This is a genomic window from Telluria sp. LT1R51-2 (assembly GCF_059685775.1).
On sequence record NZ_JCASIM010000002.1, the window covers coordinates 847,921 to 865,954 of the forward strand.

Below are 18,034 nucleotides of genomic sequence, written 5' to 3' on the forward strand. Positions count from 1 at the left end.
TGTGGCGGCATGTCCATAGCCCGCGTCAAGCGTGCGCTCGCCCGCATTAAAAAACGTGTAACATAATTCCATAGAGCAACATAAATGGTCTTTTTGTAATTTCCGCACGCGCTGGGAGGCGAGGCGGAGCGCAAGTGCCTTTTCAAGGACAGGCAGTGATTGATATACAGACTTTTCTTCTTGCACTCGGTATCGGCAACGTCGGTTTTGCGGTTCTGATGGCGGGATATACCCACTGTGCGGCGCCCAGTCCCGGGCTGCGCCTGTGGATGTGGGCGCGGCTCGGCATGGGCGTAAGCCAGCTGATCGGCTGGGCGAGTCCGTTGCTGGGCTGGCCGCTGATCGTCGGCCTGGAGGGCCTCGTCTGGATTCTGGCGATGTCGCTGGAAATGGCGGCCTATTGTGTTTTTTTCGGCTTCGCGCGCTGGGGCCGGGTGCTGCTGCCGATCACGCTGCTGTCTTCTGCCATCGTTGTGGCTGGCGCAGTGCGTGGGGCCGATCACGTCCAGCTCAGTGCGCTCGTGGGCGCCGTGGTGGCGTTCTTCGCCGCCGCCATGGCGTGGGCGCTCCTGCGCCGGCGCAGCGCTTCGCTGCTGCAGCGGATCATCGGCGTCAACGATGCGCTGTTCGCCACGGCCGTTGCCGTCTGGGTCGTGTCGGGATGGCTGGGCGAGGGCCCGCTCGATCACGGCATCGCCCAGCAGGTGGCGTACCTGACAGGCTACCTGCTCATGATCGTCAACGGCTTTGGGTTTTTGTTGCTGTGCAAGCAGAAGGACGATCAGCGCATGGCGAAGCTGGCCTCGACCGATTGCCTGACCGGGCTGCCCAACCGTCACGCATTTCTGGAGCAGGCCGACGGCGCGCGCCTGCTGGCCCAGCGCCAGCGTACCGGTCTTGGCCTGTTGATGATCGACATCGACCACTTCAAGCAGATCAATGACCGCTGGGGCCATGCGTCCGGCGACGAGGCACTGGTCGTGTTCGCCCGCACCGTGCGGCATCTTCTGCGCGAGCACGAAACGATCGGCCGCCTGGGTGGTGAAGAATTCGCGCTGCTGCTGCCCGGCGCCGATCTCGATGGAGCGGTGCAGGCGGCCGAGCGGCTGCGCCGGGCGATCCGTGAAGCCACGGTCATCACCAGCGGGCCGACCTACCGGATGACGGTCAGCATTGGTGTGGTAGTGCTCGATCCGCATGAAGATCTGGGCGGGGCGATGGCGCGCGCCGACCATGCGTTGTACGCGGCCAAGCGCGCGGGGCGGGATCGGGTGGAAATCGGGGAGCTGGTGCGCAAGCGGGCCTAGCGTGAAAGCAGGGTGGCAAAGCGACGCAGAAAAAGAAAAAGGGCCCGACGAATCGGACCCTTCTTCAGTGATGCTGGCGGAGCGGACGGGGCTCGAACCCGCGACCCCCGGCGTGACAGGCCGGTATTCTAACCAACTGAACTACCACTCCGTTTTACTAAGATCAGCCTTCGATCCATCGTCGAGATGCTTGGTGGGCGCTGAGAGGCTCGAACTCCCGACCTAATCCGTGTAAGGGATCCGCTCTACCAACTGAGCTAAGCGCCCATCTCGTTGATGTCTACTGACGCTTGTCATTGCGTCGAAGAGGACCGAATTATAGAGGGTGGGTTTGAGGGTCTGCAAGAGGTTTTTCGAAAAAATATCGAAAGCGCTATTTTTTCTGGTCATCCCCCCCTGCCGCGGCCAACGATATGCATGTGTTGTAATCATGGCGTCAACGAGTTATTTGCTTGCCCGACTGATAACCATCACGGACAATACCGCCTTTAGCAAGTCGGCAACCTTAAAACATCGCAAAGATGGGCGCCATAGATGCGCGTTGCCGAGGGCGGGGTAGCACCGCCCGCGCACCCGGCGGGGGGGCGTTGGAAAAGAAGAACGGAGACACCGGTTCTTTTATCATCACCAGGAAAATACTCCATGACCAAGATGTCCAAGATGCACAAGCGCGTCACCTGCTCCCATGGCGCAGCGCTGGCGTTCCTCGTCCTGCTGCCGATCGCCCAGGCTGCAGCCCAGACGGCGGCCCCGGCCGAACCGGCACCCGAGTCCCTGCAGCTGCAATCGGTCACCGTGACCGCGCAGCGCCGTACCGAGAACATCCGCGACGTGCCGGTGTCGGTAACGGCCCTGAAGGGTGACAAACTGGACGTCCTGGTCTCCGGTGGCGATGACATCCGCCTGCTGGCCGGCAAAGTGCCGAGCCTGAACGTGGAATCGTCGAACGGCCGTACCTTCCCGCGCTTTTACATCCGCGGCTACGGCAATACCGACTTCAACACCTTCGCCTCGCAGCCGGTCTCGCTCGTGTACGACGACATCGTGCAAGAAAACCCGATCCTCAAGGGCTTCCCGATCTTCGACCTGGCCAGCGTCGAAGTGCTGCGCGGCCCGCAGGGCACGCTGTTCGGCCGTAACACCCCGGCCGGCGTCGTCAAGTTCGAGTCCGAAAAGCCACGCCTGAACAGCACCGAAGGCTACTACAACGTGTCGGCGGCATCGCACTACACGTTCAATGCCGAAGGCGCCGTCAACGTGCCGCTGTCGAGCAACGTGGCAATGCGCGTGTCGGCCGTTGGCCAGCACCGCGACGACTACGTCGACAACTACAGCACCCCGGCCAAGACCACCAAGCGCGGTGAGCTCGACGGCTACAACGAACACGCCGAGCGCGTGCAGTTCCTGTACAGCAAAGACGGTGTTACCGGCCTCCTGGGCTTTCACCAGCGTCAGACCAATGGCAGCGCGCGTCTGTTCCGCGCCAACCTGATCAAGAAGGGCAGCAACACCTTCGCCGATGGCACCGATCTGGACCAGATCGTCAGCAATGCCCAGAATGACCAGGACCTGAAAACCAACGGCATCAACCTGCGTCTGGAATGGGATCTGGGCGGCTACAAGCTGTCGTCGATCACCGGTTACGAGCACATCATCGGCTACTCGAGCCGCGGCGACATCGACGGCGGCACGCCGACCGGCCCGGGCTTCATCCCGTTCCAGGTCGAGACCAACGGCTACATCAACAATCTGGACCAGTACAGCCAGGAATTCCGCGTCGAATCGCAGAACACCGGCCCGTTCAACTGGCAGACCGGCGTCTACTTCTTCGATGAAGACGTCACCGGCGGCAGCGACAACTTCGACAGCACCACCTACGCGCGCACCTCGCGCCTGGTGTCGACCCAGAAGAACAAGGCCTGGGCCGCGTTCGCTTCGGCAACGTACAACCTGACCCCTGACTGGACCATCCGCGGCGGCCTGCGCTACACCAAGGACGAGAAAGAGTTCCGCACCATCGAAGCGACCAACGTCGTCCAGATCGGCCCGTCGTCGGTCGAAGCGGACAAGAAAAAGGTCAGCTGGGATCTGTCGGCCACCTACAAGCTCACGCCTGACGTGAACGTGTACGGCCGCGCCGCAACGGGCTTCCGCGCCCCGAGTATCGCTGCTGCGTCAGCCTCGGTGCCGATCACCGTGGCCGATGCCGAGACCATCAAGTCGGTCGAGCTGGGCATCAAGGCTGACCTGTTCGAGCGCCGCGCACGTGGCTCGTTCTCGATCTATGACTACACGATCGAAGACCAGCAGCTGACCGTGGTGGGTGGCAATTCGAACGTCAACCGCCTGATCAACGCCGACAAGACCAAGGGCCGCGGCGCCGAGTTCGACTTCGAAGCAGCGATCAGCACCGCCCTGCGCATGAGCGCCGGCGCGAGCTACAACTACACGCAGATCCGCGACGGCAGCCTGTCGGTCAACCGCTGCGCGCAGTGCACGATCACCGATCCGATCAACGGCGCCGGCCGTGTCGTGATCGATGGCAATGCACTGCCACAGGCACCGCGCTGGACCTTCAACGCGACGGCCCGCTACGGCGTACCGTTCCGTGACGGCGAGCTGTACTTCTACACCGACTGGTCGTACCGCAGCAAGGTCAACTTCTTCCTGTACGAGTCGACCGAGTTCACCGGTGCACCACTGACCGAAGGCGGCGTGCGCGTCGGCTACATCTTCGGCAATGGCAAGTATGAAGTGGCTGCCTTCGGCCGCAACGTGCTCGACCAGCGCCGTATCACTGGCGCGATCGACTTCAACAACCTGACCGGCTTCACCAACGAGCCGCGCCAGTGGGGCATGCAATTCAAGGGTAATTTCTAAGAATTACCCGGCCTCGCAAGAGGCTGGCGTGTCACAAACCGAAAGGGCCGCGCATTGCGCGGCCCTTTTTTGCATCTGAGAACGATGCGATAAACCTTCGTCAACAAATTTTAGGTATCAAGTATTTGGCCGAATTTATGCTTCGCCGAACAAAACATGGTTTTGCAAAATTCAGGCATGTAACCGTTGTATGCACGCTTCACTCCCGCAGGTTTGCGTTCCGGTAAATCTTTCTTTCGCGCTACGCTGGCTGAGCCGCCTCGATGCGGCGCCGGCAATGTCCGGACTTACAACGATACGGGCGAGCCCTTTCGCCCGACGGAAAACCTTGAACAAGGAAGAAAAATGAAGCAAACGCATTCGATTCGTCCTGTCGTATTGAAGATGTGCGCTGCGGTATCCCTGGCGCTGGCCGCGGGCGCGGCCGTGGCGGCCGCAGGCGATGCGGCGTCCCCGGGACCGCAGTTCATCGTGGAAACCGACCGTATCATCGTGAAGTACCGCGACGCGCAACCGGCCGTGAACGGCCTCGCTGCGCGTGTGGCCAGCACCAGCAGCGAACGCAAGGCCAAGCTCGACCGCGCCGGCCAGCAGTTCGGCATGGTGGTCAAGGAAAGTCACCCGATTTCCACCGGCGCGAAAGTGTTCAAGCTCGACCGAAAGCGCAATCTTGCCGAAGTGAAGTCCCTGGCCGCCGAGATGATGGCGCGCGATCCGTCGATCGAATATGCCGAGCCGGACCGCATCATGACGCACATGGCCACGCCGACCGACCCGCGCTATACCGACCAGTGGCACTACTACGAAACCGCGGGTGGTCTGCGCCTGCCGGCCGCCTGGGATGTCTCGACCGGCGCCGGCGTGATCGTGGCCGTGATCGACACCGGCTCGCGGCCCCATGCCGACCTGAGCGGCCAGCAACTGGCCGGCTATGACTTCATCAGCACCGCCGCCATCGGCAACGACGGCGATGGCCGCGACAGCGATGCGAGCGACCCGGGCGACGCGGTCACCGCCGGTTCCTGCGGCAATGGCCAGCCGACCCGTGACCAGCCATCGAGCTGGCACGGCACGCACGTAGCCGGCACGGTGGCAGCGCGCACCAACAACGGCGCCGGCGTCGCAGGCGTGGCCTACAACGCCAAGGTCCTGCCGGTACGCGTGCTGGGCAAGTGCGGCGGCTACACGTCCGACATCGCCGACGCGATCACCTGGTCGTCCGGCGGCACGGTCTCGGGCGTGCCGGCCAACGCCAACAAGGCGCGCGTGCTGAACCTGTCGCTGGGCGGTGGCGGCGCCTGCGATGCAACCACGCAGAACGCCATCAACGGCGCCCGCTCGCGCGGCGCGGTGGTGGTGGTCGCTGCCGGCAATGACGCCGTCAACGTCAGCAACGCCAGCCCCGCCAACTGCTCGGGCGTGATCGCAGTGGCGGCTACCGGCCGCACCGGCGGACGGGCGTCGTACTCGAACTTCGGCACCCTGGTGGATGTGGCAGCGCCTGGCGGCGATGGCGCCTCGGGCGTGCTCTCGACGCTCAACAGTGGCACCGGCGCACCGGCTGCGGACAGCTACGCGGCCTATCAGGGCACGTCGATGGCCACGCCGCACGTGGCCGGCGTGGCAGCGCTGATGCTGGCGGTCAACACCAACCTGACGCCGGACGAGATCGAGTCGAAACTGAAGTCGACGGCGCGCGCGTTCCCTGCCAGCTGCTCGGGTTGCGGCACCGGCATCGTCGATGCGGCCGCTGCCGTGGCGTCGGCCACGGGTGGCGGTGGCGGCACACCCGTCACCACGCTGGCAGAGAGCGAGTCGAACAACACAACGGCGACGGCAGACCCGGTCACTGCCAGCAACACGACTGTCACCGGCAACCTGGGCAGCACGACCGACACCGATTACTTCCGTGTCGATCTGCCGGCGGGCAAGACGTTGGCAGCCAGCCTGACCCCAACGTCGACGACGGCCGACTACGATCTGTACGTGTACAGCAGCACCGGCGCTCAGCTGGGCACCAGCCAGAACGGTGCCGGCGCGACCGACAGCGTCAGCTCGGCCAACACCACCACCAGCACAGCGGTCCGGTATGTCCGTGTGACGTATTACGGAGGTGGCACCGGCGCAACCAATGGCCGTTATACGCTGAAACTGAACTGGTAAGACCGTGACCCCTGCGTCCTGGCATGCCATGGGGCAGGGCAGTTCTTGACTCCGGAACACGCGCGAATCGTTCGCGCGTGTTTTTTTTTGCGGTCAGGATTATCTGTTCATGATTGTTAATTAACTGAAAAAGGGCGTCACATATTTTGTATTTACAAAGTTGCGCCAAAGAAAAAATGTTATTGAGGAAACGACTTGTGTAAGTGTTGTAACGATGCCGACCGGGTGTGAATTTCCACGCGACATGATATTTCCTTCAGGCTACTCTGGCTGAGCCGCTAGGGTGCGGCACCGATGCCGCTGGTCAGCCATGACTCGGATGCATCGACATACCTGATGCAGAACTTGAACGGGGACAAATCATGAAGCAAAGACATTCGACACAAACTGCGGGATACACGCGGTGCGCAACTCTCTGGTTGGCGCTGGCATCTCTTCCGGCGTTCGCGGCTGGCACCGGCGCGGGTGCCCAGGACCTGCAGTCCATCGTGGAAACCGACCGCGTCATCGTGAAGTACCGTGATGCCCAGCCCGCCGGCAATGGGCTGGCGGCGAGCATGGCCGATACCAGCACCCAACGCAAGGCCAGGCTCGATCGCGCCGGCCAGCAGTTTGGCGTGATGGTGCGGGAAAGCCACGCGCTGTCGAACGGCGCGAAAGTGTTCAGGCTCGATCGCCGGCACAAGCTGGCCGAGGTGCGTTCATTGGCAACCGAAATGATGATGCGCGATGCCGCCATCGAGTATGCCGAGCCGGACCGTATCCTGACGTATGCGGCCACGCCGACCGACCCGCGCTACACCGACCAGTGGCACTACTACGATACCGTTGGCGGGCTGCGTCTGCCGGCAGCCTGGGATATTTCCACCGGCGCCGGCGTGGTGGTGGCCGTGATCGACACCGGTTACCGTCCACACGCCGATCTGAGTGGGCAGATCCTGCCTGGCTACGACTTCATCAGTACGGCCGCGATCGGCAATGACGGCAATGGGCGCGACAGCGACGCGAGCGACCCGGGCGACGGCGTCACGGCCGGCGCCTGCGGTGGTGGCCAGCCGCTCTATGACCAGCCATCCAGCTGGCACGGCACGCACGTAGCCGGCACGGTAGCAGCGCGTACCAACAACGGCGTCGGCGTGGCGGGCGTGGCCTACAACGCCAAAATTCTGCCGGTGCGCGTGCTGGGCAAGTGCGGCGGCTACACATCCGACATTGCCGATGCCATCACCTGGGCGTCCGGCGGTACGGTTGCGGGCGTGCCGGCCAATCCCAACAAGGCGCGCGTGCTGAACCTGTCGCTGGGCGGGGGCGGCGCCTGTACTGCGACGATGCAGAATGCGATCAACGGGGCCCGCTCGCGCGGCGCGGTCGTGGTGGCTGCGGCGGGCAATTCGGCCATGGACGTCAGCAACGCCAGCCCGGCCAATTGCGCCGGCGTGATTGCGGTTGCCGCCACAGGCCGTACTGGCGGGCGGGCACGCTATTCCAACTTCGGCGCCCAGGTCGCGCTGGCCGCGCCGGGCGGCGACGGTGCGTCGGGCATACTTTCCACACTCAACAGCGGCCGGAGCGGACCGCTGGCGGATACCTACGCGGTCTACCAGGGCACGTCGATGGCCGCGCCGCACGTGGCCGGCGTGGCCGCACTGATGTTGGCGACCAACACCAACCTGACGCCGGACGAGATCGCAACAAGGCTGAAGTCGACGGCACGCGCGTTCCCGGCCAGTTGTGCCGGGTGCGGCGCTGGCATCGTTGATGCAGCCGCCGCGGTGGCAGGGGCCAGGAGCATTGCTGCGCCCGTCGTGGTTACCGAAAGCGAAGGGAACAACACGATCGCCACGGCCAATCCGATCAACGGCAGCATCACCGGTAATATCGGTACGACGACGGATACCGATTACTTCCGGGTCGATCTGCCAGCCGGCAAGACATTGAAAGCCAGTCTGAGCGCGGTGCTGGCTACGGCCAACTACGATCTGTACGTGTACGACAGCGCAGGCAGGCAACTGGGTGGTAGCGTGAACCTGGCGGGCGTGGCCGACGCCATTGGGCTGACCTATATCGGCACCGGCACGGCAGTCGTCTATCTGCAGGTACGCTATGTCAGCGGCGGCACCGGCACGAGCAACGGTCGGTATGCGCTATCGGTGACACGGTAAGCTGCGGGTTCGCACCTTGCCGGTGCGTGCGCGGCCAGGTTGGCAGCGTGATCTGCGTTATTTCACATGGCACGTTGATTGCATGCATACAGGGTTCCCTGCCATGCAGTCATCGACCGGAGTCCATCATGAAATTGCGCACCATTACGCTCGCGACCGCCCTTGCCCTGGCCATGTTTGCACCCGCAACGGCGGTGTTCGCCCAGACCGCCGACAAGCTCCCGCTGCAACCGCTGGCCGACAAGCCAGGGCGGGTCGTTGTTCCCGGCACCAAACACGAGGTGTATTACGTGCCCTCGACGGTGGAGACGGTCACCTGGGGCTACTTGCCGAACGCGGCCACCAAACCGGTGCTGTCGATCCCGTCCGGCGCGACGATTGTCTTCGATACGCTGTCGCATGAAGGCCTGGTCGAGGACCAGGGCCGCAATCCGCTGGCGTATTTTGGCAGCCAGGGCATTCCGGCCAATATGGTCCTCAAGGATGGCATCGCCATCACGGGCTCGTCGATGGCCCATGATTTTGCCAAGGACGGGCCGCATATCGTGACGGGACCGGTGGCGATCGACGGCGCCGAGCCGGGGGACGTGCTGAAGGTCGAGCTGCTGTCGGCCGTGCCGCGCGTGCCGTATGGCGTGATTTCGAATCGCCACGGCAAGGGAGCGTTGCCGGGCGAGTTCCCGGAAACGCCGAAGCCGACAGCAGATGCCTCGGCCGCCAACCCGGGCGCGTACAACAATGTATCGGTGTTCACCCCGATCCGGCGCACCAAGGCCGGCAAGTGGGAAGCCGTGATGAAGACCGCCAACGGCACCGAAGTGACGTTCCCGACCGCGCCGTTCATGGGCGTGATGGGCGTGGCGGCGGACACGACCAAGCCGGTGCACTCGGTGCCGCCCGGCCTGTACGGCGGCAATATGGACATCAACGACCTGGGCGTCGGCTCGACCGTCTACCTGCCTGTGCTGGTCAAGGGCGGTAACTTCTACACGGGCGACCCGCACATGGCGCAGGGTGACGGCGAGGTGGCGTTGACCGCACTCGAGCATTCGATGCGCCCGACCTTCCGCATCACGGTGCTGAAAAAGGGCGACCCCGGTATTCCATCGCGCTCGGGCAGCCTGGCCAGGCCGCTGGGCGAGACCGCCGATCACTGGGTGACGATCGGCCTGAACCCCGATCTGGACGAAGCGATGAAGGACGCCACACGTGAATCGATCCGCTTTCTGACCGAGATGCTGGGGATGGACCGTCCCACCGCATTTGCCTACCTGAGCGCGGCCAGTGACTTCCAGGTCAGCCAGGTCGTCGACGGCACCAAGGGCGTGCACGGGATGATCCGCAAGGCCGACTTCAGCAAGGTAAAGAACGGGTTCACCGAGAAGGCTGCCAAGAAATAAGCAAGATTTGCACGGGGGAGATTTTTAGAAGATACTGTATGCAATTACAGTCATCGACCCCGGCAGTGTGTGATCGCATGGGGCGGCCCGCCAGCGTGAACGCCCCAGCCCGAAAAATCATCCACTGCGATTGCGACTGCTTTTATGCATCGGTCGAGATGCGCGACGATCCGTCGCTGCGCGGCCGGCCGCTGGCAGTCGGCGGGCGTGCCGACCAGCGTGGCGTGGTTGCCACCTGCAATTACGAGGCGCGCCGGTTCGGCATCCATTCGGCGATGGCCACGGCCCAGGCGATGAAGCTGTGCCCGGAACTGGTGGTGATTCCGCCTGCGATGGAGAAATACCGCATCGCGTCCAGCCAGATCATGGCCATCTACCAGGATTACACGGAGATCGTCGAGCCGCTGTCGCTCGACGAGGCCTACCTGGACGTGACTGATTCGCCGCACTGCAAGGGCAGCGCGACGCTGATCGCACAGGAGATCCGGCGCCGTATCGTCGAGACGGTGGGCATCACGGCTTCGGCCGGCGTGGGCCCGAACAAGTTCGTCGCCAAGATTGCCAGCGACTGGAACAAGCCCGACGGCCTGTTCCTGGTGCGGCCCGAAGAAGTCGACGCGTTTGTTGCGGCGCTGCCGGTCAAGAAGCTGCACGGCGTGGGCAAGGTCACGGCCGAGAAACTCAACCGGCTCGGCGCCCAGACCTGCGCCGACCTGCGCGGCTGGAGTCTGGACAAGCTGCAGGAGCACATGGGCAGCTTCGGCGTGCGGCTGTATGACCTGAGCCGCGGGATCGACCATCGCGAAGTGAATACCTCGCGCGAGCGCAAGTCGATCAGCACTGAAGAAACCTACACGCCGGACGTGCCCGACCTGGCCGCCTGCCTGAAGCTGCTGCCCGACTTGCACGAGCATTTGCTGGGCCGCATCAAGCGGGCAAATGCTGAAAAATTCATCAACAAGCTGTTCGTGAAGATCAAGTTTTCGGACTTCCAGCAGACAACCGTCGAATGTGTGGGATATGCGCCAATGATCCCGACGTATGCGCGTTTACTGGAGACCGGCTGGGCGCGCGCCAGCCGGCCGGTGCGATTATTGGGCGTCGGCGTGCGCCTGGGCGACACCGAGATTGTGGAGCAGTTACGGCTGTTCGACGATTCTCTGGATGACGCGACAACCCCCTGACATTTTTGACGCTGCGGCTGCTGTGCAGCGTAGAATGTCGTTCCCTTGTATTAGTGAAACAATCGGATTAAGCCTATGTGGTTCAAGAATCTCCAGATCTACCGCCTGCCGGCCCCTTGGGCCTACACCCCTGAACAGCTGGAAAAGGCTCTCGAGCCGGGCAGCTTCGTGCCTGCTAACAGCAACGAATTGTTGCGCCAGGGCTGGGACGCACCGCGCCCGAATGGCGGCCTGGTCCATGTCGTGAACAAGCAGATGCTGATCATGCTGGGCACCGAAAAGAAATTGCTGCCAGCATCGGTCATCAACCAGGTGGCCAAGGCCAAGGCGGCCGAGATGGAAGAAGCGCAGGGCTTCCCGCCTGGCAAAAAAGCCATGAAGGAACTGAAGGAGCGCGTGGCCGACGAACTGCTGCCGCGCGCCTTCACGCTGCGCAGCAACGTCTGGACCTGGATCGACCCGGTCAATGGCTGGCTCGTGGTCGATGCGGCCAGCCCGGCCAAGGCCGACGATGTCGTCAAGCTGCTGCTCAAGGCCGTCGACAAGATGCCGCTTGAGTCGCTCCGTGTGCAACGCTCGCCGGTTGCCGTGATGACCGGCTGGCTCGAAGCCGATGAAGCGCCGTACGGCTTCACGATCGACCAGGACACCGAACTGCGCGCTACGGGCGAGAGCCGCGCTGCAGTACGCTACGTGAAGCACACGCTGGAACCGGACGACATCCGCCGCCACATCGCCGCCGGCAAGCAGTGCACACGCCTGGCCATGACCTGGAACGACCGCGTCAGCTTCGTGCTGACCGAGTCCCTGGCGATCAAGGGCATCAAGCCGCTTGACGTGATCAAGGAAGGCGAAAGCGCGACCCACAACGACGACGAACGTTTCGACAACGATATCGTCCTGATGACGGGGGAGCTGTCGAAGATGCTGGCCGATATTGTCGAAGCGCTGGGCGGCGAAGCCAAGGCGTAAGCAGGCGTCAGATACACGGCCCCCGAGCGGGCGTCGGCCGGATCGAACGGCTGGACATGGCGTCCGGCCGTTTTTCGTTTTTCTTTATAATTCCTGGAACACGCCGGCGCTGCGGTTCTTGGTCACGTTATCCCAAGGGAACACCTGACCGTTCATCGCCACGTAGACGCCGGCCGGCAGCACTTGTGCGACGCCGCAGGCGAAGCCCAGGTTGAACAGCGCGTCGGAATTGGCGATCGAGTAAGGGATCATGGCGCCGGTCAGCACGATGGTCTGGTCCAGGCCCGCCGCGCCCAGCACAGCGGCCGTCTCGCGCATCGTGTCGGTGCCATGCACGATCACGATGGCCTTCTCGGATGCGGCTTGGCACGTCGTCAGCACTCGCTCGCGGTCGGCATCGGCCATCTCGAGCGAATCAAGCAGCGGCAGCACGTCCAGCGCTACCGGCACCGTCATGCGGCTGCGCTTGATGACCTCGGGTAAATGGCTTTCGGCGAAGCCCAGCACGCCATTGAGTTCGTTGTAATGCTTGTCGAAAGTGCCGCCGGTGGCGATGAGTCGCAAAGTCATGTTGGTTTATCCACTCGCTGAAAAAAGGTCCTCATGATATCGCCAAACCATCAGCGATCTCCAGGCGACTGCGCTAGAATCGTCCGGATCGGATGAGTATTTTCCCCATCGTTTTCCTTTTCTCCTGTCTATTTCCATATTTGCCATGAAAGCAGTTGCCCCCGGAACCGTGATCTTCCAGCGCCATCGCGGCTATGGCGTGATCACGCATGTCAACCTGCTCACCGGGTGGGTGTCGGCGCGCTTTGGCAACGAGTCGCGCGCGCAAGACCTGAACCTGTCGAACGACGAGGTGCAGCACGCCGACGGCGAGCCGATCCTGTTCCGGCGCGCCCCGCCCGACCGCATGCCGCACGCGCGCCTGATGGCCGTCGTGCGCGCGCTGCACGAGGCCGGTTACCAGAAACTGTATCTGTACTCGTGGCCCAAGCCGTCCGGCCTGCACTGGCGCTGGCACCTGTTCACAGGGCCGCGCAACTGGATGCAGCGCACCTGGCGCGAAGGCTGGTATGGCTCGGGCGCCGAGTACAACAACAACCCGGTGATGGGCTGGAACGATGTGCCGGGCGCGAGCACCGATGAGCTGATTCATGCACTGGCCAAATTCGATCCGCAAGGGCTGGCCGAGGCGCTGGGCCGTGACGAGGATCACACAGCGTGGTTCGCACAGGCATGCGACCTGCTGCTGCCCGGCTACATGTATAGCCTGAACATGGAGCGGCCGCCGGGTGGCGGCCTGATCGAAGCGCCACCGGTGCCGATCGTCCCGGTGCGCGCGGGCCTCAAACCCTATGCCGGGCCGGATATCGGCTGGCCGCCAGGCTGGGCCGGGCTCTGGACCGGCACGCATGTGCTGCCGGCGCCGAAGATCAACATCAAAGGCGAGCCGGAACTGCGCTGAGCCTGCGGTGTCTTGTAATCAGCGTTTGTCCAGCGCTTCCGGATTGAGAATATTGGTCGGCGTACCCTGCGCGAACTGCACGATATTCTCGAACGCCGCCCTGAAATACAGCTCGTAACTGTCCTGTTCGACGTAGCCGATGTGGGGCGTCGCCAGCACGGTCGGGATGCGCAGCAACGGTGAATCCGGTCCCAGTGGCTCGCTGGTAAACACGTCCAGCGCCGCCATGCCCGGGTGACCTTTCTTCAAGGCGCTTTCCAATGCGCCATCGGCCACCAGCTCGGCGCGGCTGGTGTTGACGAACAGTGCGTCCGGCTTCATCCGTGCCAGATCGCTTGCCGTGACGATGCCACGGGTCGATTCGGCCAGGCGCAAGTGCAGGCTCAGCACATCGGCCATTTCGAACAGCGCCTCGCGCGATGGCGCCGCCTCAAAGCCATCGGCGACTGCCGCCTGCCGGCTGGTGTCGCTGCCCCACACCACCACGCGCATCCCGAACGCCCGCGCATAGCCGGCCACCAGCTTGCCGATCTTGCCGTAGCTCCAGAGCCCGAGCGTGCGGCCGTGCAGCACGCGGCCCACGCCATTGAGCACCGGATTGGTCGAGGCCGTCTGCCACAGTCCTTCTTTCAGATTGGTGGCATACGGCACGATCTTGCGGCTGGCCGCCATGATCAGCGCCCACGTCAATTCTGCTGGCGCAACCGGTGAGCCGACACCTTCGGCAATCGCGATGCCGCGCGCAGTCGCGGCCGCCACGTCGATGTGGCCGCTGACCTTGCCGGTTTGCGAAATCAGTTTCAGGTTGGGCAGCTTGGCGAGCAGGGCCGCAGGGAAGGCGGTGCGTTCGCGGATCAGGACTAATGCATCGAACGGCGCCAGCCGGATGGCAAGCTGGCCCAGGCCACGGGTCGAGCTCTGGAACACCTTGACCTCGTGGCCATCGAGCAGGGGAAAGCACGCGAGACGGCGTGCAGCATCTTGATAATCATCAAGAATCGCGATTTTCAATGGTGTTGTCACAATTGTATGATCTGCCTGTAAACAAATAACACGATAGGGCAAATGCCCAAATAGCCTACTACATTAGTCGGGTATTTTTCCTACTTTTTTGTAGTGAAAGCCGTCGAAACGTCGTTTTGCGGGTGTACAATCGGCGCAGAACTTAAGCGAATGACACGTATCCAACGGTGCTCACGAGACGCACCGCACAGCTTCACTCGAAGCTGCCGACCTGCCCGCTGTATCGTCAAGTGTTAATTCCTGCTTCTGCCGCAGAGTGCTTGCCCAACGTCGTGATCGACCGCAGGGCGCCCCGGCCGAAGACGATGCAAGGTAACGGTCCACCCGAATTCTTAATTGGCATTTGGAGGTATCCCCATGAACCAACCCGTGATGGGCGGCGTCGCCGCACTGAACGTCCCAGCTTACATCAAACATCAAAAACTCATCAATTGGGTGGCTGAGATTGCTGCGCTGACCAAGCCTGACAGCATTTACTGGTGCGACGGTTCGGAAGACGAATACGACCGCCTGTGCGCCGAGATGGTTGCCGCCGGCACGATGAAAAAGCTGAACCCGGCCAAGCGTCCGAATTCCTACCTGGCCTGGTCCGATCCGTCGGACGTGGCGCGCGTCGAAGACCGCACCTACATCTGCTCGGCCACGAAAGAAGAAGCCGGCCCGACCAACAACTGGATGGAACCGGCCGAAATGCGCCAGACGCTGCACGGCCTGTTCGACGGTTGCATGACCGGCCGCACGCTGTACGTCGTGCCGTTCTCGATGGGCCCGCTCGGTTCGCCAATCGCCCACATCGGCGTCGAACTGTCCGACTCGCCATACGTCGCCGTCAATATGCGCATCATGACGCGCATGGGCCGCGCCGTGTACGACGTGCTGGGCCAGGACGGCGACTTCGTCCCGTGCGTGCACTCGGTCGGCATGCCGCTGGTCGATGGCCAGGCCGATGTCGCATGGCCATGCAATGCCACCAAGTACATCGTCCACTACCCAGACACCCGCGAAATCTGGTCGTTCGGCTCGGGCTACGGCGGCAATGCGCTGCTGGGCAAGAAGTGCTTCGCACTGCGCATCGCGTCGAACATGGGGTACCAGGAAGCGCAGCAGGGCGGCACCGGCTGGCTGGCCGAACACATGCTGATCCTGGGCGTCGAATCGCCACAAGGCGACAAGAAATACATCGCCGCCGCGTTCCCGTCGGCCTGCGGCAAGACCAACTTCGCGATGCTGATCCCGCCACAGGCATTCGACGGCTGGAAAGTCACGACCATCGGCGACGACATCGCCTGGATCAAGCCGGGCGCCGATGGCAAGCTGGTCGCGATCAACCCGGAAGCCGGCTACTTCGGCGTGGCCCCGGGCACCAACGACAAGACCAATCCGAACTGCATGGCTTCGCTGCGTGAAAACGTCATCTTCACCAACGTCGCGCTGACCGACGATGGCGACGTCTGGTGGGAAGGCATGACCAAGGAAGCACCGGCCCACCTGATCGACTGGCAGGGCAAGGACTGGACGCCGGCATCGGGCACCAAGGCGGCGCATCCGAACGCGCGCTTCACGGTCGCCGCAACGCAGAATCCGGTGATCGATGCAGCCTGGGACGATCCGGCTGGCGTGCCGATCTCGTCGTTCATCTTCGGTGGCCGTCGTTCGACGACCGTGCCGCTGGTGACCGAAGCGCGCGACTGGGTGGAAGGCGTCTACATGGCCGCCGCAATGGGTTCCGAAACCACCGCCGCCGCTGCCGGCCAGATGGGCGTCGTGCGCCGCGATCCATTCGCGATGCTGCCATTCATCGGCTACAACATGAGCGACTACTTCCAGCACTGGCTCGATCTGGGCAAGAAAGTCGAAGCCATTGATCCGGCGGCCTTGCCGAAGATCTTCTGCGTCAACTGGTTCCGCACCGATGCGCAGGGTAACTTCGTGTGGCCAGGTTACGGTGATAATATGCGCGTGCTGAAATGGATCCTGGACCGCACCGCCGGCGCCACCGGCGGCACCGAGCACCTGTTCGGCACCACGCCGAATTACACCGACCTGAACTGGGAAGGCGTGGACTTCAGCGAAGAGCAATTTGCGCAGATCACGTCGATCGACAAGGATGCCTGGCGCGAAGAACTGAAACTGCATACCGAGCTGTTCGAGAAGCTGGCCTACCACCTGCCGCAAGAGCTGGTGGCCACGCGTGACCGGCTGGAGAAACAACTGGCTGCTTGAGCGTAAGCTCGAACTGCCTGGTGGGGGAGGCGCCGTCTTCGCGACGGTGAAAATATAAAAAAAGAACAGGGGCAGCGCCGGTGGCGCTGCCCCTGATTCATTTGTGGTGCTGTGATCGTTGGCCTCAGCTATTTGCTGATGGCGTTGCCGCAATTCATTGTAGGCTTGACCCTCACGTGGCGTCAGGCTCCATCCTGTCTTGGCGCATGAAGAAAGGATGACGACGATGCTGCTGAAAATTGGGGAACTGGCAAAACGCACTGGCTTGACGGTCCGTGCCTTGCACCACTACGACGCGATCGGGCTGTTATCGCCTTCTGCGCGCTCCGATGCCGGCTACCGGCTGTACAACGAAGCCGACATCGCCCGCCTGCACCGCATTCTGGCATTGCGCAGGTTCGGGCTGGCGCTGGCCGACATCGGAACCACCCTCACCAGAGCCGACTTGTCGCTGGCCACGGTCGTCGCGCGCCAGATCGGCCTGCTGACCGAGCAGATCCAGCAGGCCAAAGCCTTGCGCAGCCGCCTGTCACAACTGCAGGGGCAACTGGCCGATGGACAAGAACCGGATCTGGCCGATTGGCTGACAACACTGGAGCACATGACCATGTACGACAAATATTTTTCGCAGGAAGAACTCACGCAATTACCGATCTATACCCAGGCCGATGATGTCGAGCCCGAGTGGCAGGCACTGGTGGCGCAGGTGCAGGCGCTGATGGATGCCGGCACCGATCCTGGCGATCCGCAGGCGCAGGTTCTGGCGACGCAGTGGATGGCCATGGTCAGGCGCGATACGGGGAACAATCCGATCCTGTTCGCCAAGCTGAACGCGATGCACGAACACGAACCCAGCGTGCAGGAGCGCACCGGCATTTCGCCGCAGATGATGACGTTCATCCTGGCGGCATCGAAGGCGCACCAGTTGTCGATCTACCGGAATTATCTCGACGACGATGAATTTGCTTTCATGCGCGCCAACTTCGGCAAGCGCGATGCCGAGTGGCCGCCGCTGGTGGCGCAGGTCCGCACGGCGATGGACGAAGGCCATGCGCCCGACTCGCCGCAGGCACGCGCGCTGGCGCTGGCGTGGTTCGATCTGTTCCGCTCGTTTGCAGGCGACCAGCCCGCGACCCAGCAAAAGATCCGGCAAGCCCTGCAGAACGAGCCGGCATTGCGGCAATCCGGGATGGTCGACGAGCGCATGGGCGCGTTCATTAGCGCGGCAATGCAGGCCTTGCGCGCATAA

General features: G+C 62.9%; 12 protein-coding genes and 2 tRNA genes. 10 read left to right on the forward strand and 4 right to left on the reverse strand.

Annotated elements, in window-relative coordinates; translation table 11 throughout:
* Positions 1 to 155 precede the first annotated feature (155 nt).
* Entirely contained in the window at positions 156 to 1,307 is a 1,152-nt protein-coding gene (locus tag AC56LH_RS21995; RefSeq protein ID WP_499649642.1) for a GGDEF domain-containing protein, read from the forward strand.
* 74 nt (positions 1,308 to 1,381) lie between these two features.
* Here AC56LH_RS21995 and AC56LH_RS22000 read toward each other — a convergent pair.
* Together AC56LH_RS22000 and AC56LH_RS22005 are read right to left on the reverse strand one after the other, a co-directional pair.
* Positions 1,382 to 1,458 (reverse strand) — tRNA-Asp (locus tag AC56LH_RS22000).
* Between the two features lie 40 nt (positions 1,459 to 1,498).
* Positions 1,499 to 1,574 (reverse strand) — tRNA-Val (locus tag AC56LH_RS22005).
* Positions 1,575 to 1,949: 375 nt separating this feature from the next.
* On the opposite strand from AC56LH_RS22005, the gene AC56LH_RS22010 reads away from it, so the two are divergent.
* The 6 genes from AC56LH_RS22010 (at position 1,950) to AC56LH_RS22035 (ending at position 12,068) form a co-directional block, all read left to right on the forward strand.
* Positions 1,950 to 4,187, forward strand: coding sequence for a TonB-dependent receptor (locus AC56LH_RS22010; RefSeq protein ID WP_499649644.1), 2,238 nt, complete (start codon positions 1,950 to 1,952; stop codon positions 4,185 to 4,187).
* A 345-nt stretch (positions 4,188 to 4,532) separates the two neighbouring features.
* Complete coding sequence (locus AC56LH_RS22015; protein WP_499649646.1) at positions 4,533 to 6,350, forward strand: S8 family peptidase; 1,818 nt, start codon at positions 4,533 to 4,535, stop codon at positions 6,348 to 6,350.
* A gap of 488 nt (positions 6,351 to 6,838) precedes the next feature.
* Positions 6,839 to 8,512, forward strand: a complete 1,674-nt coding sequence (locus AC56LH_RS22020; protein ID WP_499649648.1) for a S8 family peptidase — start codon at positions 6,839 to 6,841, stop codon at positions 8,510 to 8,512.
* Between the two features lie 128 nt (positions 8,513 to 8,640).
* Positions 8,641 to 9,912 (forward strand): acetamidase/formamidase family protein, encoded by a 1,272-nt coding sequence (locus AC56LH_RS22025; RefSeq protein WP_499649650.1) that lies wholly within the window; start codon positions 8,641 to 8,643, stop codon positions 9,910 to 9,912.
* Between the two features lie 77 nt (positions 9,913 to 9,989).
* Positions 9,990 to 11,096, forward strand: a complete 1,107-nt coding sequence (dinB, locus tag AC56LH_RS22030) for a DNA polymerase IV (protein WP_499649821.1) — start codon at positions 9,990 to 9,992, stop codon at positions 11,094 to 11,096.
* Positions 11,097 to 11,171: 75 nt separating this feature from the next.
* Entirely contained in the window at positions 11,172 to 12,068 is an 897-nt protein-coding gene (locus AC56LH_RS22035; RefSeq protein ID WP_183555176.1) for a recombination-associated protein RdgC, read from the forward strand.
* An 84-nt stretch (positions 12,069 to 12,152) separates the two neighbouring features.
* Here the strand turns inward: AC56LH_RS22035 and AC56LH_RS22040 are convergent, their stop codons facing one another.
* Positions 12,153 to 12,638 carry an asparaginase domain-containing protein gene (locus AC56LH_RS22040; protein ID WP_499649652.1) on the reverse strand — a complete coding sequence of 162 codons (486 nt, stop codon included), beginning with the start codon at positions 12,636 to 12,638 and terminating at the stop codon, positions 12,153 to 12,155.
* A 145-nt stretch (positions 12,639 to 12,783) separates the two neighbouring features.
* Between AC56LH_RS22040 and AC56LH_RS22045 the strand changes: the two genes are divergently transcribed.
* Positions 12,784 to 13,539 (forward strand): L-asparaginase, encoded by a 756-nt coding sequence (locus AC56LH_RS22045; RefSeq protein ID WP_183555178.1) that lies wholly within the window; start codon positions 12,784 to 12,786, stop codon positions 13,537 to 13,539.
* An 18-nt stretch (positions 13,540 to 13,557) separates the two neighbouring features.
* Here the strand turns inward: AC56LH_RS22045 and AC56LH_RS22050 are convergent, their stop codons facing one another.
* Positions 13,558 to 14,550, reverse strand: coding sequence for a D-2-hydroxyacid dehydrogenase family protein (locus AC56LH_RS22050; protein WP_499649654.1), 993 nt, complete (start codon positions 14,548 to 14,550; stop codon positions 13,558 to 13,560).
* A gap of 369 nt (positions 14,551 to 14,919) precedes the next feature.
* Between AC56LH_RS22050 and AC56LH_RS22055 the strand changes: the two genes are divergently transcribed.
* Together AC56LH_RS22055 and AC56LH_RS22060 are read left to right on the forward strand one after the other, a co-directional pair.
* Positions 14,920 to 16,785 carry a phosphoenolpyruvate carboxykinase (GTP) gene (locus AC56LH_RS22055; RefSeq protein ID WP_499649655.1) on the forward strand — a complete coding sequence of 622 codons (1,866 nt, stop codon included), beginning with the start codon at positions 14,920 to 14,922 and terminating at the stop codon, positions 16,783 to 16,785.
* Positions 16,786 to 17,011: 226 nt separating this feature from the next.
* Positions 17,012 to 18,034: a MerR family transcriptional regulator gene (locus AC56LH_RS22060; protein ID WP_499649657.1), complete on the forward strand. Its 1,023-nt coding sequence runs from the start codon at positions 17,012 to 17,014 to the stop codon at positions 18,032 to 18,034.

What these genes read in the sequence shown, in the direction of transcription:
- AC56LH_RS22010 (WP_499649644.1), top strand. Translation starts at nt 1,950, where the DNA reads ATGACCAAGATGTCCAAGATGCACAAGCGCGTCACCTGCTCCCATGGC.
- AC56LH_RS22015 (WP_499649646.1), top strand. Translation starts at nt 4,533, where the DNA reads ATGAAGCAAACGCATTCGATTCGTCCTGTCGTATTGAAGATGTGCGCT.
- AC56LH_RS22025 (WP_499649650.1), top strand. Translation starts at nt 8,641, where the DNA reads ATGAAATTGCGCACCATTACGCTCGCGACCGCCCTTGCCCTGGCCATG.
- dinB (WP_499649821.1), top strand. Translation starts at nt 9,990, where the DNA reads ATGGGGCGGCCCGCCAGCGTGAACGCCCCAGCCCGAAAAATCATCCAC.
- AC56LH_RS22035 (WP_183555176.1), top strand. Translation starts at nt 11,172, where the DNA reads ATGTGGTTCAAGAATCTCCAGATCTACCGCCTGCCGGCCCCTTGGGCC.
- AC56LH_RS22040 (WP_499649652.1), bottom strand. Translation starts at nt 12,638, where the DNA reads ATGACTTTGCGACTCATCGCCACCGGCGGCACTTTCGACAAGCATTAC.
- AC56LH_RS22045 (WP_183555178.1), top strand. Translation starts at nt 12,784, where the DNA reads ATGAAAGCAGTTGCCCCCGGAACCGTGATCTTCCAGCGCCATCGCGGC.
- AC56LH_RS22055 (WP_499649655.1), top strand. Translation starts at nt 14,920, where the DNA reads ATGAACCAACCCGTGATGGGCGGCGTCGCCGCACTGAACGTCCCAGCT.
- AC56LH_RS22060 (WP_499649657.1), top strand. Translation starts at nt 17,012, where the DNA reads ATGCTGCTGAAAATTGGGGAACTGGCAAAACGCACTGGCTTGACGGTC.